Below are 20,625 nucleotides of genomic sequence, written 5' to 3'. Positions count from 1 at the left end.
TCAGATCGTCGGCTGTGTGGCCGCAACAGTCATGTTGTGTGCCGGACCCGCAACGGCGACCCCTTCGGTGTCCGGTCCACTCGCACCTGCAAATCCGTACCTCGGTCCCGTCGGTACTTCCACCATGCACGGTGACGCGGGCTCGTCCGACGTCACTCCGCTGCCCGGTCCAGGAACCGGCCCCCACGAGGTGACTGCTTTCCCGATGATGGCCGCCTGCCCGACGGTCCTCCAGGGTTCCGACGGCATGGTCGTCTCGCTCTGCACGACGATGATCGGCCAGATCCCGACCATCCATTTGATCGATCCGAAGGCCGACGCCACGCCGTTGGGTAGATCCGTAGCACAACTGCCGCTCGCGAAGGGCAGTCTGCTCGGCGGCGTCTACGCCTACCTCGACAACGAGAACCGTCTCGTAGCCGTCGACGGAAACCGTCAACTGGTCCGCATTTCCCATGCGCAGAATCCGGACGGCAGTTGGCGGCTGGAACTCGCGGATGTAGTCGATCTCAGTGGTGCGGTAGCCGCCGACGACAACGTCACCGGCCTCGCTCCGGACTGGGACGGCAATGTCTGGTTCGCCACCGGGCACGGCACCGTCGGGTATGTCGGCGCGGATCGAATCGCGCACAGCATTGCGCTCCCCGAAGGTGAACAGGTGCAGAACAGCATCTCCACCTCCCCGACGGGCACTGCTGTCGCAACTACCCACGCGCTCTACCAACTGAAGCGAAATGGCGACGAGGTCGTCATCGACTGGCGTCAGCCGTACGACCGCGGGCCGGCCCGTAATCCGGGTCAGCTCAGCTGGGGAACCGGATCGACGCCGACATACTTCGGCCCGTCGACGGGCAGCGATTTCTTGACCATCGTCGACAACGCCCACCCGACAGTGAGCTTGCATGTCTATCGCGCTGACACGGGCGCCGAGGTGTGCACGCAGCCGGTGTTGTCCGCTGCCAGCCAGGACGGCTCACCGAGCGGCAGCGAGAACTCCCCCGTCGGCATCGGTCATTCCGTCTACGTCGCCGGCACTTACGGATACCCGTACCCCACGACTCCTGAAGGTGCCGGTCCAGCGGTCCCCGCCACGGCACCCTTCAACGGCGGAATGACCCGCGTCGACATCGATCCGGTCGGCTGCCATGTCGTGTGGGACAACACGATTCGCAGCTCCGCGGTACCTCACCTCTCGACGGCTGACGGCTCGATTTACACGGTGACACGGGACGGTGCTCCGAACACCTCTCCGCTGGACGGTTACTCCTTCGCGGTGATCGACTCGAAGGACGGGTCTCAGATCGGTTCGACTCCGTTGCCGTCGACGATCCTCAACGACACCCTTCAGATGTCTGCACTCATCACCGAGTCGGGCGAGTACTTCCAGGGAACGATCTCGGGAATCGTGCGAGTTCGCGCGAACTGACGCGAGCTGGCCCCAACGACGCGGGGCAGGCGCGGAGCGAGCTGGCCCCAACGACACTGTGTAGTTGATGGGGAACTACGATCGTTGGCGTGGTGAATCGTGTGTATGCCGGATTTTTACGCTTGGTGGATCGACTACCTCTCCCCTCGCTGAAAACGCAGAAAATCATCGCGTTCATCGTGATCCTGACGCAGGGCGGCATCGCTGTCACCGGCGCGGTGGTGCGCGTGACGGACTCGGGACTCGGTTGCCCGACGTGGCCGCAGTGCTTCCCCGGTAGCTTCGTCCCGGTCGGCCACGGACAGGTCGCGGTGATTCACCAAGCCGTCGAGTTCGGCAACCGCCTGCTGACCTTCCTGGTCGTCATCGTCGCCGCTGCGATCGTGCTTGCGGTGACTCGCGCTCGCCGACGCAAAGAGGTGCTTGTCTACGCCTGGATGATGCCGCTCGGCACTGTCGTTCAGGCAGTGATCGGCGGTATCACCGTCCTCACAGGCTTGCTGTGGTGGACGGTCGCCATTCACCTGGTTGCGTCGATGCTGATGGTCTGGGTTGCCACGGTGATGTACGCGAAGATCGCGGAACCCGACGAAGCAACAACTCTGGTCGTGATGCCGAAGCCGTTGCGCTGGCTTACCGCGCTGTCAGGTGTCGCGCTCGCCGGCGTTTTGGTCGCTGGAACTCTCGTAACGGGCGCAGGCCCGCACGCCGGCGACAAGGGACTGGACCGGACGGTGCCTCGCCTGGAGATCGAGATCGTGACGCTCGTCCATCTGCACTCACAGCTTCTGGTCGGATATCTCGCGCTGGTCGTGGGTCTGACCTTCGGCCTGTATGCGGTCGGGACATCCGCAGCCGTGAAGATCCGTCTGAAGGTCCTGCTGGGACTGATCCTCGCGCAGTCGCTCATCGGTGTCGTGCAGTACTTCACCGATGTGCCGGAAGTTCTGGTGATCATGCACGTCGCCGGTGCAGGACTGTGCACGGCTGCGACCGCAGCAGTTTGGGCTGCGGGTAAGACCCGCCAGTACACGCCGACCAATTCGCCGATACCAGCTGTCTGACGCTTCAAGACACGTGTGGGGCGTAGGAACACCAAAACGTGTTCCTGCGCCCCACACGTCATTTCAGGATTCGTTGCGAGCTTTCGGGAACCGAGTCTGGTTGGCGACCCAACCGGCCATCTTCTTGAAATGGCCTTCCTGCGGGGTGACGATGCTCGTCAGTTCGCGCTCCCACTCGGCGACGGTGACGTTGTCGAAGGACGCGACGACCGCGTTTGCCGTGGCGAGGTCCTCGACGACCTGATCACCGAGGATGCCGTCGGCACCTACGAGGGTGATGCGAACGCCGGCCAGGCCGACCGGCTGGATGACGGCGCTGGCGGAGCCGCCGTGCTCGGCGACGAACTTGGTGATGGCGTTCACCGTGGACTTCGGCAGTTCCGGCGCGGACGGGGTGGCGTCCGACTTCTCGGTATCGGTGCTCATGACTCGACAATACTGGTCGGTAGCCCGGAAGCGACACCAGGCATGGACTGAGCGTCGGCCGCCTCGGGTGTAGAACAGAAACCATGCGAGCCATCTACGTGACCGAGACCGGCGGACCAGACGTTCTGACTCTGACCGAACAACCCGAACCGACACCCGGCCCAGGCGATCTACTCGTCAAGACCGAAGCGATCGGCATCAATTTCATCGACACGTACTTCCGAATGGGCCAGTACAAGCGTCCGCTCCCCTACATTCCCGGCGACGAGGGCAGCGGTGTCGTCGAAGCTGTCGGCTCCGACGTCTCCGAATTCTCCGTGGGCGACCGGGTCGCGTGGGCCGCTGCCACTGGCAGCTATGCCGAGAAGGTGGCTGTTCCCGCCGCAGTCGCAGTGAAAGTGCCTGACGGTGTCCCGGCATCGGCCGCAGCGTCGGCGCTCCTGCAGGGGATGACGGCGCACTACCTCGCGAAGTCGACGTATCCGATCCAGAGCGGCGACACCGTGCTCGTGCACGCAGGCGCGGGCGGCGTCGGGTTGATCCTGACGCAGATGGCCGTCAGCCTCGGGGCGAAGGTCATCACGACTGTGTCATCGGATGCAAAGGAAGAACTCTCGCGTGGCGCGGGCGCCGCGGAGGTCCTGCGGTACGACGAGGACATCGCAGCGCGAGTCCGGGAGTTGACCGGCGGCGAAGGAGTAGCGGCGGCATACGACGGCGTCGGTGCGACAACTTTTGATTCGAGCTTGGCTTCCGTGCGCATCCGCGGCACGGTCGCTTTGTTCGGTGCGGCCAGTGGACCGGTTCCGCCTGTCGATCCGCAGCGGCTCAATTCGTCGGGTTCGCTGTTCCTGACGCGTCCGACGCTCGCGCATCACATTCGCACTCGAGAGGAACTGACCTGGCGTGCCGGCGATGTCTTCGACGCCATTGCGGCCGGGAAACTCGATATTCGCGTCGGCGCCGAGTATCCCCTCGCCGACGCGGCAACAGCCCATCGGGATCTGGAAGGTAGAGCAACGACCGGGTCGATCGTTCTGATCCCCTAGCGAAGTGCTGTGCGCCTTTATTAACCGCCCGCGGTTAATAAAGGCGCACAGCAGAATCAGCTCAGCATGTCGCTGATCGTCTGGAGTCCGAGAACCGAGTCGACGGCGAGGCCGACGAACACGATCGCAAGATAGTTGTTGGACTGCAGGAACAGGCGTAGCGGTTTGACCTGAGCACCACCGCGAACGCTGCGGTACAGCTGATGTGCCATGAGCAGGAACCACGCACCGGCGACGATGGTGATTGCGGCGTAGATGACGCCCGACGCGGGGACGAGGACAAGCGTCGTGACGACCATTGCCCAGCTGTAGAACAGAATCTGCTTGGTGACGTGCTCTTCGGTGGCGATCACCGGAAGCATGGGAACACCGGCAGCTTTGTAGTCCTCTTTGTATCGCATCGCCAGCGCCCAGGTGTGCGGCGGCGTCCAGAAGAAGATGATCAGGAACAGCACGACGGGCTGCCAGCTCAGCGAACCGGTGACAGCGGCCCAGCCCACGAGGACGGGCATACATCCGGCTGCGCCACCCCAGATGACGTTCTGCCAGGTACGACGCTTGAGAACCATCGTGTAGATGAGGACGTAGAACGCGATCGTGATCACGACGAGGATGCCGGCCAAGAGGTTGGCTCGCCACCACAGCCACAGGAACGACGCGAGTCCGAGAAGGAGCCCGAAGACGAGCGCGTTGCGCGTCGGCACCGCCTCGCGGGCCAGCGGACGCTTCGCCGTGCGCTTCATGACCTTGTCGATGTCGGCGTCGACGACGCAGTTGAGCGAGTTCGCACTCGCCGCGCCCATCCAGCCACCGAAGAGGGTGCTGAGGATCAGAACGATGTCGACTGTTCCGCGATCGGCCAGCAGCATTGCCGGAATGGTTGCCACCAACAGCAATTCGATCACTCGCGGCTTCGTGAGCGCGATATAAGCCAGAACCTTGCCCGTTGCGCGACCCCACACCGTATCGGTATTGGTCGCCCGCGGGGCGGCACCTGGGCTGCCGAAGCCATGTCCGCTCGGCTGTTGCCCTGTCCGCACGTTCTCTCCTTGCACCACGCGTTACCGCACTAACTCTTCACGACACACTGCTGACACTGTTCTCTACTACGAACGATGGTAGACCGCAGCCATTGAGGAACCGAATCGACCCGGACAGCCAGGACCATTAGGCTGGGTTACGCAGTGGAGGGACACCCCACCCTCGCAATCCACGTACACCATGTCAGGAGACATCTGCCAGTGTCGATCACAGACGAGATCCACGTCCTCACGCAACCCGTCCACCCCTCGGACTGGACCGACCTGGACACCAAGGCTGTCGATACCGCCCGCGTGCTCGCCGCCGACGCGGTTCAGAAGGTCGGCAACGGCCATCCCGGAACTGCAATGAGCTTGGCGCCGTTGGCATACACCCTCTTCCAGCGCGTCATGCGCCACGATCCTTCGGATGCAGAATGGGTCGGCCGTGACCGCTTCGTTCTCTCCTGTGGCCATTCATCCTTGACGCTGTACACCCAGCTCTACCTGTCGGGCTACGGTCTCGAGCTCGCTGACCTCGAAGCTCTCCGCACGTGGGGCGCACTGACCCCCGGCCACCCCGAGGTCGGCCACACCGTCGGCGTCGAGATGACCACCGGTCCGCTGGGCCAGGGCCTTGCGTCCGCAGTCGGTATGGCGATGGCTGCGCGTCGTGAGCGTGGGTTGTTCGATCCGGAGACCCCGGTCGGCTCCTCCCCCTTCGACCATCACATCTACGTGATCGCGTCCGACGGTGACATCGAAGAAGGCGTTACGTCCGAGGCCTCGTCTCTCGCCGGTGTCCAGGAACTGGGCAACCTCATCGTCTTCTACGACGACAACAAGATCTCCATCGAGCACGACACCACCATCGCTCTCGGCGAAGACGTCGGAAAGCGATACGAGGCATACGGCTGGCACGTTCAGCACGTCGAAGGTGGCGAGAACGTCTCCGGCATCCTCGACGCGGTTGCCGCGGCCAAGGCCGTCGTCGATCGTCCGTCCATCATCTTGCTCCGCACCATCATCGGTTTTCCGGCTCCGAAGAAGATGAACACCGGCGACGTCCACGGCTCCGCTCTCGGTGCCGACGAAGTTGCAGCGGTCAAGGAAGCCCTCGGCTTCGATCCGGCCAAGTCCTTCGACGTCGACGCCGACGCTCTGGCTCACGCCCGTGAGGTCGTCTCCCGCGGCGCCGACGCACGCAAGGCATGGCAGGTCGAGTTCGACGCGTGGGCTGCACGTGAGACCGAGCGCAAGGAACTCTTCGACCGCCTGTTCGCCGGTGAGTTCCCCGCCGGCTGGGCCGACGCTCTCCCGACCTACGAGGCCGACGCCAAGGGCGTTGCGACTCGCAAGGCCTCCGGTTCGGCACTCAACGCGCTCGGACCGATCCTGCCCGAGCTGTGGGGCGGCTCCGCCGACCTCGCCGGCAGCAACAACACCACCATCAAGGGCGCAGATTCGTTCGGCCCGTTCTCCATCTCCACAAACGACTGGAATGCGCAGCCTTACGGCCGCACGCTCCACTTCGGCATCCGCGAGCACGCGATGGGCTCGATCCTCAACGGTATCGCGCTTCACGGCCCGACCCGCCCGTACGGCGGAACCTTCATGGTCTTCTCCGACTACATGCGTCCGGCGGTTCGCCTGGCCGCACTGATGAAGACTGCCGTCACCTACGTCTGGACCCACGACTCCATCGGTCTCGGTGAAGACGGCCCGACTCACCAGCCGGTCGAGCACCTCGCTGCTCTTCGTGCGATCCCGAACCTCGCCGTCGTCCGCCCGGGTGACGCCAACGAGACCTCTTTCGCATGGCAGGCAGCACTCGAGAACAAGACGGGCCCGACGGCTCTGGCACTCACTCGCCAGGACATCCCGGTTCTCGAAGGCACCAAGGAGAAGGCTGCCGAGGGTGTCAAGCGCGGCGCTTACGTCCTCGTCGACGCAGCCAACGGTTCGCCCGAGGTCATCTTGCTGGCGACCGGTTCCGAACTGCATCTGGCCACCGAGGCTCGCGAAACCCTCGAAGCTCAGGGCGTCGCAACCCGCGTCGTTTCCGTGCCGTGCCTCGATTGGTTCCTCGAGCAGGATCAGGCGTACCGCGACGAGGTCATTCCGCCCGCCGTGCGCGCGCGTGTGTCCGTCGAAGCCGGCATCGCGATGCCGTGGTGGCGCATCCTCGGCGACGCCGGTCAGGCCGTCTCGCTCGAGCACTACGGCGCTTCCGCCGATTACAAGACCTTGTTCCGGGAGTTCGGCATCACTGCCGACGCGACTGTCGAAGCCGCGCAGCGCTCCCTCGCAGCTGTGAAGGGATGATCTCGATGACACAGAACGTGAATACCGAAAAGCTCTCCGCTGCAGGCGTTTCCATCTGGCTCGACGACCTCTCGCGGGATCGCATCCAGTCCGGCAACCTGCAGAACCTCATCGACACGAAGTCGATCGTGGGTGTCACGACCAACCCGTCGATCTTCCAGGCGGCACTGTCCAAGGGATCGGCGTACGACGCTCAGGTCCGTGAGCTCGCACAGCGCGGCGCCGATGTCGACGCCACCATCACCGCGGTGACCACCGACGACGTGCGTGCTGCGTGCGACATCCTGGCTCCGCAGTTCGAGGCGTCGAACGGCGTCGACGGCCGCGTGTCCATCGAAGTCGATCCTCGCCTGGCTCACGACACCGACGCCACCGTCGCGCAGGCGATCGAGCTGCATAAGATCGTCGATCGTCCGAACGTCCTGATCAAGATTCCCGCGACGCTGGCAGGCATTCCCGCCATCGCCAAGGTGATCGGTGAGGGCATCAGCGTCAACGTCACCTTGATCTTCTCGGTCGAGCGCTACGAGGCAGTCATGGGCGCATACCTGGAAGGTCTGGACACCGCCAAGGCTGCCGGCCGCGACATCTCGTCCATCGAGTCGGTCGCCTCGTTCTTCGTCTCCCGCGTGGATTCCGAGATCGACAACCGCCTCACGGCAATCGGCACGCCGGAAGCCCTCGAGCTTCGTGGCAAGGCTGCACTCGCAAACGCACGTCTGGCGTACAACGCGTACCAGCAGATCTTCGAGGTGCAGCCGCGCTTCCAGGCTCTTCTGGCCGACGGCGCCAAGGCTCAGCGTCCGCTGTGGGCGTCGACCGGCGTGAAGAACCCGGATTACCCCGACACGCTCTACGTCACCGAGTTGGTTGCGCCGAACACGGTCAACACCATGCCGGAGAAGACGCTCGACGCTCTCGCCGACCACGGCGAGATCACCGGCGACACGATCTCGGGCACCGCTCAGGAGTCACAGGCGGTCTTCGATCAGCTCGCTGCAGTCGGCATCGATCTTGCGGACGTGTTCAAGGTCCTCGAGACAGAGGGCGTCGACAAGTTCGAGGTGTCCTGGAACGAGTTGCTCGACGCAACCGCCGAGCAGCTCCGCGCAGCAACCCAGAAGAGCTGAGCCTGTGAGCGATTCCGCGGCGGCATCAGATTGGGTGAATCCCCTTCGGGACAGCACCGACAAACGGCTTCCGCACATTGCGGGGCCCTGCGCCCTGGTGATTTTCGGTGTTACCGGCGACCTTGCCAGGCGCAAGCTCATGCCCGCCATCTACGACCTCGCCAACCGTGGACTGTTGCCGCCCGGATTCGCTCTGGTCGGGTTCGCCCGGCGTGACTGGACGGACGAGGACTTCACGAACGTCGTCCTCGAAGCAGTCAAGGACGGCGCTCGCACCAAGTTCCGTCAGGACGTCTGGGAGAGGCTCGCCGAAGGTATCCGGTTCGTGGAGGGCAGTTTCGACGAGGCCGAGGCCTTCCAGAACCTGTCCGACACGTTGGCCACGCTCGACAACGAACGTGGTATCGGCGGCAATCACGGTTTCTACCTTGCGATTCCGCCCAACGCGTTTCCTCAGGTGCTCGAGCAACTGTCGGCGTCGGGCCTCGCGCAGGCCGAGGACGGTCAGTGGCGACGAGTCGTCATCGAGAAGCCGTTCGGCCACGACCTCGAGAGCGCTCGCGAACTGAACGCCGTCGTCAACAAGGTGTTCCCCGAGGACACGGTCTTCCGTATCGACCACTACCTCGGTAAGGAAACCGTCCAGAACATTCTGGCTCTGCGCTTCGCGAACCAGTTGTTCGATCCGATCTGGAACGCGCACTACGTCGACCACGTTCAGATCACGATGGCCGAGGACATCGGCCTCGGTGGACGCGCGGGGTACTACGACGGCATCGGCGCGGCCCGTGACGTGATCCAGAACCACCTGCTGCAGTTGCTCGCGTTCACGGCGATGGAAGAACCCATCAGCTTCGAGCCGCTCAATCTGCAGGCGGAGAAGATCAAGGTCCTCTCGGCTACTCGCCTTGCCGAGCCCCTCGACGAGACCACCGCCCGCGGCCAGTACGCGGGCGGCTGGCAGGGTGGGCTGCCGGTGGTCGGGCTCCTCGAAGAAGACGGCTTCGCAGCGGACTCCATCACGGAGACCTTTGCCGCCATCACCCTCGAGGTCGACACCCGCCGCTGGGCGGGTGTGCCGTTCTACCTGCGCACGGGCAAACGACTCGGACGCCGTGTCACCGAGATCGCGGTGGTGTTCAAACGTGCACCGCACCTACCGTTCGACAAGACGATGACCGAAGACCTCGGCCAGAACGCTCTGGTCATCCGCGTGCAGCCCGACGAGGGCGTCACCATGCGGTTCGGCTCGAAGGTTCCCGGATCGAGCATGGAAGTCCGTGACGTCAACATGGACTTCTCGTACGGCCAGGCTTTCACCGAGTCGTCTCCGGAGGCGTACGAGCGGCTCATTCTCGACGTGTTGCTCGGCGAGCCGTCTCTGTTCCCGGTGAATGCCGAAGTCGAATTGTCTTGGGAGATCCTCGATCCCGTCCTCGAGCACTGGGCTGCCGGCGGTAAGCCGGAACCCTACGAGGCCGGAACGTGGGGACCACCGTCTGCGGACGAAATGATGCAACGCACCGGACGCGAATGGAGGCGACCCTAGTGATTCTCGATTTGCCGTCCACCACCACGGTCCAGGTCAGCAAGAAACTGGTCGAGGTGCGTAAGACCGGCGGCGCTGTCACCTTGGGGCGAGTGCTGACGCTCGTCGTCTGCACCAGGGACACCGGGAATGCCGAGGAAGCCATCGAGGCCGCCAACGAAGCCAGCCGCGAGCACCCTTGCCGCGTCATCGTGCTCCTGCGTGGCGACGAGCAGAGTGAGCCCAGGCTCGATGCTCAGATCCGTGTCGGCGGGGACGCCGGCGCCTCGGAGGTTGTCGTGCTGCGTCTCTACGGTCCCCTGGCGGACCACGAGAGCAGCGTCGTCATCCCGTTCCTGCTCCCCGACACCCCGGTAGTCGCGTGGTGGCCCCTCGAGGCACCCGAGATTCCGGCCAAGGATCCCGTCGGGAAGCTCGCGATACGGCGCATCACCGATGCCACCGGCGCCCCCGATCCGACCGCCACCATCAAGGGGCGACTCGCGTCGTACACCGCCGGCGATACCGATCTCGCCTGGAGTCGCGTCACCTACTGGCGCGCGCTCCTCGCGTCGGCTCTCGATCAGCCGCCGCACGAGAAGATCACCTCAGCGGTGGTCTCCGGTCTCAAAACCGAACCGGCACTGGATATTCTCGCCGGTTGGTTGGCAGCCAAGATCGACGGTCCGGTCATTCGACGTACGGGTGAGCTGACGGTCGAGTTGAAGCTCGAGACCCGCAGTATCTCCATCAGTCGTCCGCAGGAGGGCACGACCGCTACGTTGATCCGCACCGGTCAGCCTGACGCGCTGGTTTCTCTGGGTCGTCGAGAGACACGCGATTGCCTCGCCGAGGAATTGCGTCGGCTCGATCCGGACGAGATCTACGAAGAAGCTCTGGCCGGATTGGAGAAGGTGACCTATGAGTGATGTTGTCGTGGAGAAGTTTTCCGACGCCGGCCAACTTGTCGACGCTGCCGCCGCACGCCTGGTCACGACCATCGTCGATGCCCAGAAGGCTCGCGGGTTTGCGTCCATCGTGCTGACTGGCGGTGGAACCGGCATCGCACTTCTCGAGAAGTTGCGTGAAGCTCCCGGCGACATCGACTGGTCGCAGATCGATCTGTACTGGGGCGACGAACGGTTCCTGCCGTCCGGCGATCCCGAGCGGAACGAAGTGCAAGCACGTGAGGCGCTTCTCGATCATGTGCCGGTCGATCCCGACAGGGTACATGCGATGGCCGCATCCGACGGTATCTACGACGGTGATCCACACGGGGCGGCGACGGCGTACGAACAACTGCTGGGCGCTCAGGCACACGGGAATCAGGTTCCGACGTTCGACGTGCACCTGCTCGGTATGGGCGGCGAAGGACACGTCAACTCGTTGTTCCCGCATACCGACGCTGTTCGCGAAGAAGCGCGTTTCGTAGTCGCGGTGACGGACTCCCCCAAGCCGCCACCGGTGCGGATCACCCTCACGTTGCCTGCTGTTCGGCGAGCCAAAGAGGTCTGGCTGCTCGTCTCGGGTGCTGCAAAGGCCGAGGCCGTTGCCAAAGCCGTCGGAGGTGCTTCGGCCGACGACTGGCCGTCTGCCGGCGCCACCGGTTTGGTTGCGACACGTTGGTTCCTCGATTCGGACGCTGCCTCGCAGCTTCCCTGATCTGATTTCACAGATCTGATTTCACACCGGTCGGGAATCGTCTTCGGGCGATTCCCGGCTTGGTGGTACGTCGACGACTTCCTCACCGTGGCGACTTTCGATTACCCGCCGAGTCCGGATCCGATGCGAATTTCCTTTTGACGGAACGGAACTCAATCCCGAGATCCCGTTTCTCCAACCAGCACTGCGCCCCACACAACGATCCATCTCTCCCCTACCTCCTTCATCCGAGTGATTACTACCTTGGACGCCGCGAAGTAAGGTTCGGTTCCGCAGATCGCGTTCACTCTTGAACGAAGCAATCCAGGCGAGAACAATCGAACAATGTCGTGGACACCGAATCCGGACGCACTTCGCGGGCGAGTGGCTGTAGTTGCCGGGGCGACGAGGGGCGCCGGACGCGGAATCGCCGCGGCCTTGGGCGAGGCCGGTGCAACCGTCATCTGCACTGGCCGGAGCACATCTGCCGGAATTCTTCAGTCGGACTATCCGCGCGGAGAGACCATCGAAGAGACGGCAGAGCTGGTCACCGAGCTGGGCGGCGTCGGCGTGCCGATTGCCGTCGATCATCTCAAGAGCAAACAAGTGGCTGATCTCGCCGAACGCTTGCGAATCGACTATCACCATATCGACATCTTGGTCAACGACATCTGGGGCGCGGAATTACTCAAGGGTGGGCCGGCGGAGTGGAACACGCCGGTATGGGAACACGATCTGGACAAGGGGTTTCACATCTTGCGTCTGGCGATCGACACCCACATCACCACGTCGCACCACCTCCTGCCGCTCATGACTGATCGGCCAGGCGGACTGGTCGCCGAAATAACCGATGGCACTACCGAATACAACGCATCGAACTATCGCATCTCGGTGTTCTACGACTTGGCCAAGGTGTCCGTGAACAGGCTCGCATTTTCGCAAGGCCACGAACTTGCCCCGTTCGGCTGTACTGCCGTCGCCATCACTCCCGGGTTCCTGCGATCGGAGATGATGCTCGAGAATTTTGGTGTCGGCGAATCGAATTGGCGTGACGCTTTGTTGCCGGAGCGGGATGGTCCGACTGCGCCCGCGGATTTCGCACGCTCCGAGTCACCGAGATTCATCGGACGTGCGATCGCGGCCATCGCTGCCGATCCGAATCGACAGCGATGGAATCAGCGATCGGTCAGTTCAGGCGAACTCGGAACGGAATACGGGTTCACCGACGCGGACGGCAGCCGCCCCGATTTCTGGCATTACCAACGCTGAACGTGACTAGTCAACGATCTTCCGACGAGCCGTCTACCTCGCGGTAAGACCACCCCCGCAGAAAGCGCCTTGCGTTGGCCAGGTAGGCGCGCAGATGCGTGAGCATGCCGGCGAACTCCCAAGGTTCCAGATTTTTCATACCTAATGGTCTCATTTGTCCCCCAAGTCGCCGCAATTGGGAGTCGGAGCGCGATTATGATCCGCGCATGGCCGAATTCGCGACGATCGACGAATACATCGCTTCGTTTCCCACCGACGTGCAACCAGCCCTCGAGAGTATCCGCGAGACGATTCACAACACGGTTCCAGGCCTCGATGAGACCATCAGCTATCAGATGCCGACCATGACGGTGCACGGAAAGAACCTGATTCACTTCGCAGGCTGGAAAAACCACATCTCGATGTACCCGCTCCCGGCGGGTGACGCCGAGTTCGAGAAGTCCGTCGACCCTTACCGGGCTGCGAAATCAACGGTGAAGTTCCCGCTGAACAAACCGATCCCTCTCGATCTCGTGGCTCGGATCGTCGAATTGCTCGCGCAGCGCCACTAACGTCCGTTCTCGTCGGAGCCTTGTGAGAACGTATGGCCGTGCAGAGACAACCCATCCGCCGCATCAAGGCCGGGCCATCGTCGGGCGCCGACGTAGGCAGCTGGCCGATGACGGTGCCTGCAGTCGCGCAGATCGTTCAGCACGGTCTCGAGCTACCACCGGGTGTCACCATTCTGGTCGGCGAAAACGGAGCGGGAAAGTCGACCGTCATCGAAATTCTTGCCGCCGTTCTCGGTCTCAATGCCGAAGGCGGGTCGACCAATACGCGGCATCAGACTCGATCGAGTGAACCGGGCGGCCTCGACCTTGTGCTCGAGCGGAGTCCCGGAGCATCGAAGTGGGCGTACTACCTCCGAGACGAAACCCTGCACGGTTTGTACACGTACTTGGAGGACAACCCCAATCCCAAGCGACCTGAACCGCTTTACCATCACCTCTCCCACGGTGAGGCGCTGCTCGAGATCCTGTCGTCGAGGACCTCCGACGGCGGCTTCTATCTCATCGACGAACCCGATGCCGCACTCTCCTTCCAGGGGACCCTGACACTGGCCGCGCTGCTCGGCGAGCTGGTGGAATCCGGCGCGCAGGCGGTGATCGCGACGCACTCGCCGATCATCGCGGCGCTGCCGAACGCCAACCTGCTCGAGATCGGCGAATGGGGAATCCGAGCCTCGAGCTGGGAGGACCTCGATCTGGTGTCGAACTGGCAGCGGTTCCTTCACGACCCGCACACGTACCTGCGCCATCTGATCTAACCTGGAACTCCACCCCAGGAGGCCTCCATGGCATACGACAAAGCGCTGGCTGAGCGTATCCGCGATGCGCTCTCGGGCGAGGACGACGTCGAGGAAGTAAAGATGTTCGGTGGGCTGAGCTTCATGGTGAACGGGAAGCTGGCCGCCAGTGCGAACTCACACGGCAACATCATGGTTCGGTGTGACCCCGATCGAGTCGACGAGCTTCTGACGCACAAGGGTGCAAGCTGGCCCGAGATGCGGGGTAAGCCGATGAGCAAGGGATGGATCGTCGTCGACCGAACCGGGACGAGTTCGAACGTCGAATTCAACGCGTGGATCAAGGAAGCTCTGGACTTCGTTCACTGACAGCTGGGGTGCGTTGCCGAAGATATCTGACGAGACTGGTGTGGCCGCGGGCTCTCGCGTCGATGAGAGACTGAACCGTGCCCGATCGACCTGAGATTGTCTGTATCTGCGGCTCTGCGCGATTCGCTGAAGAGATGCGGGAGGCGAACCGCAACCTGACGTTCGCGGGCGTGATCGTCGTCGCGCCGGTTGAAGCAGACGAGGCGGTCTCTGTCGAGCAGAAGATCCTGCTCGACGCGCTCCATCTGCGCAAGATCGACCTCGCCGATCGGGTTCTGGTCGTCAACCCTCGCGGATACATCGGTGAGTCCACGCGCCGAGAGATCGCGTACGCGCGCGCCGCCGGCAAACCAGTGTCGTTCACGACGCCGTTTGAACAGTAAGCGCCTCGTCGGTGCGGGCTGCAACGAATATTCTCACGCCGAGTTGCTCGAGCCCTAGCGTCGGTTCGATCAATTTCGTTCGATTCGGCAAAAGTGAACTGGGCGGCCCTTAGACTCCGGAAAAGCATTGGATTGGGCGGCTCGACGCCGCGGAGGAAAGGTGGTCCGTCCCGTGACGTTCACACCCAATCAGCCGGATCACCAACGCGCCTTCGGGTTTCAGCTGCCGTCGACCCGCGCAATTCCCTCCCTCATGCCCGACCGTTTCGGACCTAGCCTCATCGGATCGCTCTGGGCGTGCGCCGGGATCGTCGCCGGAAGCCTCGGCCCGTGGACGTCATCCTCCGCGCTGGACCACAGTGGTATCGACGAATGCGGAGTGATCACTCTCGTCCTCGCTCTCTGCGCGGTGACCGCGCTGATCACCCTCATGGTTCGAGACGTCACGCCCGAGATCAAGAATCACTGCACCGGCCCTTTGGTCGGAATCGCGGTCTTGATCGTTGCCGTCGGAAACGCCGCGTCCATCGTGCGACGTAGTACCGAGTTCGCAGGGCACACTGCCGGACCGTCCATCGGGTGGGGACTGTGGGTGGTCATCGCGTCCGCAGTGATCCTGTGCATCACGTCGTCGACCGTCGCGCACATGATCAGGTTTCAGGCAGCAATGATCACAAGGTCTTGATCAGACCGCCGTCGATCACGAAATCCGCGCCTGTCACGTTCCCCGCACGATCGCTGGCGAGGAACAACACCAGGTCGGCAACCTCTTCGGGGAAGGTGAACCGCCCAGTCTCGGCTCCGGCCGCGGCGCTTTCGACGATGTCGTCGGCGGCTGATCCACTCGCCTTCGCCAGCGTCGAGGCCACTCCGTGCTTGCCGAGCCACAACTCCGTTTGCACCGGGCCAGGGCTGACGGTATTGACGCGGATCCCCTGCCCGCCCAGTTCTTTCGACAACGACTTCGAGAAGTTGGTCAACGCCGCTTTGGCGGCGCTGTAGTCGATCACCGTGGGGTCAGGTAAGAATGCGTTGATCGAACTGATCGTCACGATGCTCCCGCCACCTCGGCGGATCAACTCCGGCAGCGCAGCGCGAACAGTGCGTACAGCCGACAAGAACGTCAGATTGAACGACGCCGCCCACTCTTCGTCTGTGATTGCCGCGAAACCGCTCGTCCTCGGGGTGACGGCGCCGACGTTGTTGACCAGGATGTCGACGCCGCCCCTCACTGCTGCAACCTCGAGCAGTCGGGTTGATCCTTCGACACTCGCGAGGTCGACGCCGACAAAGGTGACGGCGCCGCCGGACTGCAGCGATTCGAGTTCCGGCGAGAGCGTCCGCGAGCCCGCGACGACGTGGACTCCCTCGGCCACCAAGGCCCGAGTGATCGCCAACCCGATACCTTTTCCCGCGCCGGTAACGACGGCAGTTCGTCCGTCCAATTGCAGATCCACTGCGGTCCCCGTTCGGTCCGGTGCGCAGCGTTGGGTGTGCGTGCGACAGCTCTAGAGTCGCCGCACGCACACCCTGGTAAACCTGCAGAACCAGCCGCTGTTACCTAGCCACTGTTACGAAGCGCAGTGGCCAGGCCGTTCATCGTCAGCTGGATACCCCGACGCACCTGATCGCTCTCGTCGCCGGAACGGTACCGACGGATCAGCTCGACCTGTAGATGGTTGAGAGGTTCGAGGTACGGGAACCGGTTGTGGACCGAACGCTCGAGGCCCGAGTTGTCGGCGAAGAGGTTCTCGTTGCCCGTGATTGCCTTGTACATGCGAATTGTGCGTTCGTGCTCGTCGGTGATCATTCCGAAGACTCGATCGCGCAGTTCGGCGTCGGGCACGAGGTCCGCGTACCGGGCCGCCAAACCGAGATCCGACTTCGACATCACCATGGCCATGTTCGAGAGCACGGTTCGGAAGAACGGCCACTTCTCGTACAGGGCCGTCAACGTGGCAAGCCGAGTGTCGTCTCCGTCGATCCATCGTTCGAACGCGGCGCCGGTTCCGTACCAACCCGGAAGCATCACGCGAGACTGACTCCACGAGAGCACCCAGGGAATCGCTCGCAGGTCGGAGATCGCCTTGGTCTGCTTGCGAGAGGCCGGACGAGAGCCGATGTTGAGTGCCCCGATCTCGGCGACCGGTGTCGACGCTTCGAAGTACTGCACGAATCCTGGTGTGTCGTGCACCAATTCGCTGTACGCGGTGCGGGCGAGGGCCGCGAGCTCGTCCAGTACCGCGTAGGCAGCGTCGGCATCGCTGCCGAGTCCTTCGACGTCGAGCAACGTCGACTCGATGGTCGCGGCGATGAGTGTTTCGAGGTTGCGATGCGCCAGACGCGGTTCGGCGTACTTGGCCGCAATCACCTCACCCTGCTCGGTGATTCGCAGAGAACCCGCGACTGCACCGGGAGGCTGAGCCAGAATCGCTTCGTAACTCGGTCCGCCGCCACGTCCGACGGTTCCGCCGCGGCCGTGGAAGAGCCTCAACCTGATTCCGCTCTTACGCGCGGCATCGACGAGGTCGAGTTCGGCACGGTACAGCGCCCAGTTGGCTGCCAGGTACCCGCCGTCCTTGTTCGAGTCGGAGTACCCGAGCATCACTTCTTGACTGTCACCACGGGAACGGACGATCGCACGATAGATCGGGATGTCGAGCGTCGCCAGCAATGTGTCGGCGCCGCCCTGCAGATCCTCGATCGTCTCGAACAACGGCACGATGCCGATCGGGCACGAGGGCTCGCTACCGACGCCCGGATCGAGCACCCCGACCTCTTTGAGCAGCACTGCAGCCTCGAGCATGTCACTGACCGAGGTACACATGCTGATGATGTAGTTGGGTACCGCACCCGCTCCGAGAACCCGCACTGCCTTGGCACCGGCCGCCATGATGGCCAGTTCCTTGGTGGTCAATTCGCTGAACTCGGCGTCCGGCGAAGTCAGTGGTCGCCGCGTCGTCAACTCGGCCGACAGCAATTCGACTCGATCGGCTTCCGGCAAGGACGCGTAGTCCGGGTGAACTCCGGCCCACGCCAGAAGTTCTGCGACGACGCTTTCGTGTACCTCGGAGTTCTGCCGCATGTCCAGACCGGACAGGTGAAAGCCGAACACCTCCACCGCTTCTCGGAGCCGATCGAGTCGATCGTCGGCGATGGTCTCGTCACCGAAACGACGCAACGAGGTGTCGATGATTCCGAGATCCCGCTGCAACTGTGCCGGGTCGGTGTACGCCACGAGTCCGTCGTCGGAGCCGTGGGCGGGCAACTCCCCCAGTACCGTCAGTGCTGTGGCGCTCAAGCGCCCGCGGATACCGCGAATCGCGCGACGGTACGGCTCGTCGGCCCTGAAGGCAGAATCGTCGCCGGAGGTAGACGCCAGCAGATCGAGTTCGGGCGTGACGGACACCAGCCGCGCCGACATCGACAGTTCACGCTCGAGATGTTCGAGTTCCTCGAGGTGATGCTCGAGAGCAGTCGCCGCAGCGCGCGACGTGGCGCGCTGGACAATTTCGCCGGTCACGTACGGATTGCCGTCTCGGTCACCGCCGATCCACGAACCCGGCCTCAGGATCGGTTCCGGCAGAAGCCCGGCGTCCGGCCAACGCGTGCGCAGAGCTTTGCGAACCTCGGCGTTGATCTTCGGAATCACCTCGAACAACGCTGCGTCGTAGTAGCGCAGGCCTACCTCGATTTCATCCTGGATACGGAGGCGGCTGAGCCGGATCAGTGCCGTCTGCCACAGGGTCAGGATCTGACGGCGCAATTGCAGATCGACATCAGCGGTTTCTGCGACGCTCAGCGCCGTGCGCTCGCGGTATCGCATCAACTCGGTGATCCGACTCTGCGTCTCGAACACCGTACGGCGTCGAGTCTCCGTCGGGTGAGCGGTGATGACGGGTGAGACCAGGGCGCCCCGCAGCGCTTCTTCGACGGTGGCCGAATCGATATCGGCTGCATCAAGTTTGGTGTACGTGGCCGCGAGAGTGCTGTCGCGGGGCGGTTCCCCCGCATTGACATGGATGGCCCGTCGACGCTCGCGATGGATGTCCTCGGCCAGGTTGGCGAGCAGTGCGAAGTGACTGAACGCCCGGATGACGGGAATGGCGTCGTCCGTACTGATTTCGGCGAACAGCGACACCAGTTCGGCGCGATCGATCTCCGAACGACGGACTCGGAACGACTCGACACGGGCTCGCTCGACCAGATCGAACACATTGTCGCCGGCTTGCTCTCGCACTATTTGTCCGAGTATTCCGCCGAGAAGCCGGATGTCTTCGCGCAGCGGCTCGGTGGCCTCTCGCGGTGTTTCTCGATGCGACGCGGTTTCAGTCATCACACAATTATCGACCGAAACAAAGAACCCCGCTCGATGGGCGGGGTTCCGTGTCTGAAATTCGTGTGTGAAAAACTACCGGCTGTAAGTCATGAGCCGAGAATCAGGCGAACTTGATCTCCAGGCCGATGCCGACGATCGAAATGAGCCAGATCAACGCGGTGAAGACCGTCAACCGGTCGAGGTTCTTCTCGACAACAGTCGAGCCGGACAGGCTGGACTGGACACCGCCACCGAACAGACTCGACAAACCGCCGCCCTTACCGCGATGCAGGAGCACCAAGGCGATGAGGAGCAAGCTGGTGATGACCAGCAGGATATCCAGGAACAGTTTCATGTCTGTCTACGTCCACCAATCCAATAGGGACAACTACAACCGATAACACCATACAGGCGCGCACAGATAGCCTGACCACATACCCGCCTCGCACATGACTTTGCACCCGGCCAGGCACGACTCTTGGTCAGTGGCATCGATCACACTGTCGAGATACCGATTCAGTAGTTTTTCAGTTGACGCGACTCTACCTCCGAAAGGCCGGCTCCATGCTTTCCGACACTGCCCTGCCCAACACTGCCCTGCCCAACACACCCCTGCCTGACACACCACGTCTGGCTTCGATTCACAACTTCCGCGACGTGGCCGGCCCCGGGTACGTCACGACCAGCGGACAGGCGATGAGCCGCGGAGTCTTCTACCGTGCAAACGTACTGACGCCCTCGCCCGAGGATCTTGCAATCGTGGAATCGCTGGGGCTGACCGCCGTCTATGACGTGCGCTCCGAAACCGAGGCGAACGAAACTCCCGACATCGTGCCGGCGCCGGCGATGTACGCCCACATTCCCATCCTGTCCGGAAACATCCACGCCGAAGCGATGGCTCTCCGAACAGCGGACGCTGCAACAGCTTTCATGCAGAACATCAATCGCAGCTTTGTCGCAGACCCCGTCACTCGGAACGGATTTTCGCAGTTGTTCGCCGCCCTGGCGACCACCGAGGGGCCGCAACTCTTCCACTGCACGGCGGGCAAGGACCGAACAGGTTGGGCGGCAGCACTACTGCAGACACTCGCTGGTGTACCGCGCGAAACGATCACGGCGGACTACCTGCTCACGAACACGTACTCGGCCGAGTACATCGATGCAACAGTCGCGAAGATCGCCGCTGCCACAGATGCAGACAAGGGCGAGGTGATCCGGTTGCTGCTTTCCGTCGACGCGAGTTACCTGGGCGCTGCCTTCGAGCAGGTCGAGCACCACTACGGGACCGTCGAGAACTATCTGACCGCCGGGTTGGAGCTTGCTCCCGAACTCGTCGGCGCTCTGGAAACCAAACTGGTGAGCTGACTCGCGAACAAAAAACTGCGGGTGTGTG

Annotated in this window: 21 protein-coding genes; 15 read left to right on the top strand and 6 right to left on the bottom strand. The window is 63.0% G+C overall.

What is annotated here, in order from left to right; translation table 11 throughout:
- Nucleotides 1–31 precede the first annotated feature (31 nt).
- Nucleotides 32–1,426: a hypothetical protein gene (locus P3G66_RS17445; protein WP_276116976.1), complete on the top strand. Its 1,395-nt coding sequence runs from the start codon at nucleotides 32–34 to the stop codon at nucleotides 1,424–1,426.
- 89 nt (nucleotides 1,427–1,515) lie between these two features.
- Complete coding sequence (locus P3G66_RS17440) at nucleotides 1,516–2,490, top strand: heme A synthase (protein WP_021332987.1); 975 nt, start codon at nucleotides 1,516–1,518, stop codon at nucleotides 2,488–2,490.
- A 63-nt stretch (nucleotides 2,491–2,553) separates the two neighbouring features.
- Here P3G66_RS17440 and P3G66_RS17435 read toward each other — a convergent pair whose 3' ends face one another.
- Nucleotides 2,554–2,916 carry a hypothetical protein gene (locus P3G66_RS17435; RefSeq protein ID WP_003945032.1) on the bottom strand — a complete coding sequence of 121 codons (363 nt, stop codon included), beginning with the start codon at nucleotides 2,914–2,916 and terminating at the stop codon, nucleotides 2,554–2,556.
- A gap of 83 nt (nucleotides 2,917–2,999) precedes the next feature.
- On the opposite strand from P3G66_RS17435, the gene P3G66_RS17430 reads away from it, so the two are divergent.
- On the top strand, nucleotides 3,000–3,965 hold the full coding sequence (locus P3G66_RS17430; protein WP_042445639.1) for a quinone oxidoreductase: 966 nt from the start codon (nucleotides 3,000–3,002) through the stop codon (nucleotides 3,963–3,965).
- A gap of 56 nt (nucleotides 3,966–4,021) precedes the next feature.
- Here the strand turns inward: P3G66_RS17430 and P3G66_RS17425 are convergent, their stop codons facing one another.
- On the bottom strand, nucleotides 4,022–5,005 hold the full coding sequence (locus tag P3G66_RS17425) for a heme o synthase (protein WP_003944994.1): 984 nt from the start codon (nucleotides 5,003–5,005) through the stop codon (nucleotides 4,022–4,024).
- Nucleotides 5,006–5,206: 201 nt separating this feature from the next.
- On the opposite strand from P3G66_RS17425, the gene tkt reads away from it, so the two are divergent.
- The 6 genes from tkt (at nucleotide 5,207) to P3G66_RS17395 (ending at nucleotide 12,877) form a co-directional block, all read left to right on the top strand.
- On the top strand, nucleotides 5,207–7,309 hold the full coding sequence (gene tkt / locus P3G66_RS17420; protein ID WP_003944976.1) for a transketolase: 2,103 nt from the start codon (nucleotides 5,207–5,209) through the stop codon (nucleotides 7,307–7,309).
- Between the two features lie 5 nt (nucleotides 7,310–7,314).
- Nucleotides 7,315–8,439, top strand: coding sequence for a transaldolase (gene tal / locus P3G66_RS17415; protein WP_039972890.1), 1,125 nt, complete (start codon nucleotides 7,315–7,317; stop codon nucleotides 8,437–8,439).
- A 4-nt stretch (nucleotides 8,440–8,443) separates the two neighbouring features.
- Nucleotides 8,444–9,988 carry a glucose-6-phosphate dehydrogenase gene (zwf, locus tag P3G66_RS17410; RefSeq protein WP_030536404.1) on the top strand — a complete coding sequence of 515 codons (1,545 nt, stop codon included), beginning with the start codon at nucleotides 8,444–8,446 and terminating at the stop codon, nucleotides 9,986–9,988.
- Nucleotides 9,988–10,896 (top strand): glucose-6-phosphate dehydrogenase assembly protein OpcA, encoded by a 909-nt coding sequence (gene opcA / locus P3G66_RS17405; protein WP_003944921.1) that lies wholly within the window; start codon nucleotides 9,988–9,990, stop codon nucleotides 10,894–10,896. Before zwf ends, opcA begins: the two co-directional genes overlap by 1 nt.
- Nucleotides 10,889–11,629 carry a 6-phosphogluconolactonase gene (gene pgl / locus P3G66_RS17400; RefSeq protein ID WP_030536405.1) on the top strand — a complete coding sequence of 247 codons (741 nt, stop codon included), beginning with the start codon at nucleotides 10,889–10,891 and terminating at the stop codon, nucleotides 11,627–11,629. The genes opcA and pgl overlap by 8 nt, the downstream gene beginning before the upstream one ends.
- Nucleotides 11,630–11,953: 324 nt before the next feature.
- Nucleotides 11,954–12,877 (top strand): SDR family oxidoreductase, encoded by a 924-nt coding sequence (locus P3G66_RS17395; RefSeq protein WP_007727945.1) that lies wholly within the window; start codon nucleotides 11,954–11,956, stop codon nucleotides 12,875–12,877.
- Between the two features lie 10 nt (nucleotides 12,878–12,887).
- Here the strand turns inward: P3G66_RS17395 and P3G66_RS17390 are convergent, their stop codons facing one another.
- The gene (locus P3G66_RS17390; RefSeq protein ID WP_257226963.1) at nucleotides 12,888–13,016 is read right to left on the bottom strand and encodes a hypothetical protein; all 129 of its coding nucleotides are present in this window, start codon (nucleotides 13,014–13,016) and stop codon (nucleotides 12,888–12,890) included.
- Nucleotides 13,017–13,083: 67 nt separating this feature from the next.
- Here P3G66_RS17390 and P3G66_RS17385 point away from each other — a divergent pair, with 67 nt between their 5' ends.
- The 5 genes from P3G66_RS17385 to P3G66_RS17365 all read left to right on the top strand — a co-directional run bounded on the left by P3G66_RS17385 (nucleotide 13,084) and on the right by P3G66_RS17365 (nucleotide 15,599).
- Complete coding sequence (locus tag P3G66_RS17385) at nucleotides 13,084–13,428, top strand: DUF1801 domain-containing protein (RefSeq protein ID WP_276116926.1); 345 nt, start codon at nucleotides 13,084–13,086, stop codon at nucleotides 13,426–13,428.
- 32 nt (nucleotides 13,429–13,460) lie between these two features.
- A complete protein-coding gene (locus tag P3G66_RS17380) occupies nucleotides 13,461–14,183 on the top strand; it encodes an AAA family ATPase (protein ID WP_276116925.1) in 723 nt (240 codons plus the stop codon).
- A gap of 27 nt (nucleotides 14,184–14,210) precedes the next feature.
- On the top strand, nucleotides 14,211–14,531 hold the full coding sequence (locus tag P3G66_RS17375; RefSeq protein ID WP_003944891.1) for a TfoX/Sxy family protein: 321 nt from the start codon (nucleotides 14,211–14,213) through the stop codon (nucleotides 14,529–14,531).
- A gap of 134 nt (nucleotides 14,532–14,665) precedes the next feature.
- Complete coding sequence (locus P3G66_RS17370) at nucleotides 14,666–14,914, top strand: hypothetical protein (RefSeq protein ID WP_261259514.1); 249 nt, start codon at nucleotides 14,666–14,668, stop codon at nucleotides 14,912–14,914.
- Nucleotides 14,915–15,086: 172 nt separating this feature from the next.
- On the top strand, nucleotides 15,087–15,599 hold the full coding sequence (locus tag P3G66_RS17365; protein WP_007727952.1) for a hypothetical protein: 513 nt from the start codon (nucleotides 15,087–15,089) through the stop codon (nucleotides 15,597–15,599).
- Here P3G66_RS17365 and P3G66_RS17360 read toward each other — a convergent pair.
- From P3G66_RS17360 to secG, 3 genes are all read right to left on the bottom strand, one after another.
- Nucleotides 15,586–16,371: an oxidoreductase gene (locus P3G66_RS17360; protein WP_261259513.1), complete on the bottom strand. Its 786-nt coding sequence runs from the start codon at nucleotides 16,369–16,371 to the stop codon at nucleotides 15,586–15,588. The two genes, P3G66_RS17365 and P3G66_RS17360, sit on opposite strands and share 14 nt — an antisense overlap.
- Nucleotides 16,372–16,475: 104 nt before the next feature.
- Nucleotides 16,476–19,250, bottom strand: coding sequence for a phosphoenolpyruvate carboxylase (gene ppc / locus P3G66_RS17355; RefSeq protein ID WP_064444585.1), 2,775 nt, complete (start codon nucleotides 19,248–19,250; stop codon nucleotides 16,476–16,478).
- A 103-nt stretch (nucleotides 19,251–19,353) separates the two neighbouring features.
- Nucleotides 19,354–19,587 carry a preprotein translocase subunit SecG gene (gene secG / locus P3G66_RS17350; protein WP_003944946.1) on the bottom strand — a complete coding sequence of 78 codons (234 nt, stop codon included), beginning with the start codon at nucleotides 19,585–19,587 and terminating at the stop codon, nucleotides 19,354–19,356.
- Nucleotides 19,588–19,796: 209 nt separating this feature from the next.
- Here secG and P3G66_RS17345 point away from each other — a divergent pair, with 209 nt between their 5' ends.
- A complete protein-coding gene (locus tag P3G66_RS17345) occupies nucleotides 19,797–20,597 on the top strand; it encodes a tyrosine-protein phosphatase (RefSeq protein ID WP_276116924.1) in 801 nt (266 codons plus the stop codon).
- Nucleotides 20,598–20,625: the final 28 nt, after the last annotated feature.

This window comes from Rhodococcus sp. C3V, from assembly GCF_029269915.1.
GTDB classification, from domain to species: domain Bacteria; phylum Actinomycetota; class Actinomycetes; order Mycobacteriales; family Mycobacteriaceae; genus Rhodococcus_F; species Rhodococcus_F qingshengii.
The sequence above is the reverse complement of the archived record's forward strand: the minus strand, read 5'-3'. Positions and strand labels throughout refer to the sequence as shown.

What these genes read in the sequence shown, in the direction of transcription:
- P3G66_RS17445 (WP_276116976.1), top strand. Translation starts at nt 32, where the DNA reads ATGTTGTGTGCCGGACCCGCAACGGCGACCCCTTCGGTGTCCGGTCCA.
- P3G66_RS17435 (WP_003945032.1), bottom strand. Translation starts at nt 2,916, where the DNA reads ATGAGCACCGATACCGAGAAGTCGGACGCCACCCCGTCCGCGCCGGAA.
- P3G66_RS17430 (WP_042445639.1), top strand. Translation starts at nt 3,000, where the DNA reads ATGCGAGCCATCTACGTGACCGAGACCGGCGGACCAGACGTTCTGACT.
- tal (WP_039972890.1), top strand. Translation starts at nt 7,315, where the DNA reads ATGACACAGAACGTGAATACCGAAAAGCTCTCCGCTGCAGGCGTTTCC.
- pgl (WP_030536405.1), top strand. Translation starts at nt 10,889, where the DNA reads ATGAGTGATGTTGTCGTGGAGAAGTTTTCCGACGCCGGCCAACTTGTC.
- P3G66_RS17395 (WP_007727945.1), top strand. Translation starts at nt 11,954, where the DNA reads ATGTCGTGGACACCGAATCCGGACGCACTTCGCGGGCGAGTGGCTGTA.
- P3G66_RS17390 (WP_257226963.1), bottom strand. Translation starts at nt 13,016, where the DNA reads ATGAAAAATCTGGAACCTTGGGAGTTCGCCGGCATGCTCACGCATCTG.
- P3G66_RS17385 (WP_276116926.1), top strand. Translation starts at nt 13,084, where the DNA reads ATGGCCGAATTCGCGACGATCGACGAATACATCGCTTCGTTTCCCACC.
- P3G66_RS17380 (WP_276116925.1), top strand. Translation starts at nt 13,461, where the DNA reads ATGGCCGTGCAGAGACAACCCATCCGCCGCATCAAGGCCGGGCCATCG.
- P3G66_RS17375 (WP_003944891.1), top strand. Translation starts at nt 14,211, where the DNA reads ATGGCATACGACAAAGCGCTGGCTGAGCGTATCCGCGATGCGCTCTCG.
- P3G66_RS17370 (WP_261259514.1), top strand. Translation starts at nt 14,666, where the DNA reads ATGCGGGAGGCGAACCGCAACCTGACGTTCGCGGGCGTGATCGTCGTC.
- ppc (WP_064444585.1), bottom strand. Translation starts at nt 19,250, where the DNA reads ATGACTGAAACCGCGTCGCATCGAGAAACACCGCGAGAGGCCACCGAG.
- secG (WP_003944946.1), bottom strand. Translation starts at nt 19,587, where the DNA reads ATGAAACTGTTCCTGGATATCCTGCTGGTCATCACCAGCTTGCTCCTC.
- P3G66_RS17345 (WP_276116924.1), top strand. Translation starts at nt 19,797, where the DNA reads ATGCTTTCCGACACTGCCCTGCCCAACACTGCCCTGCCCAACACACCC.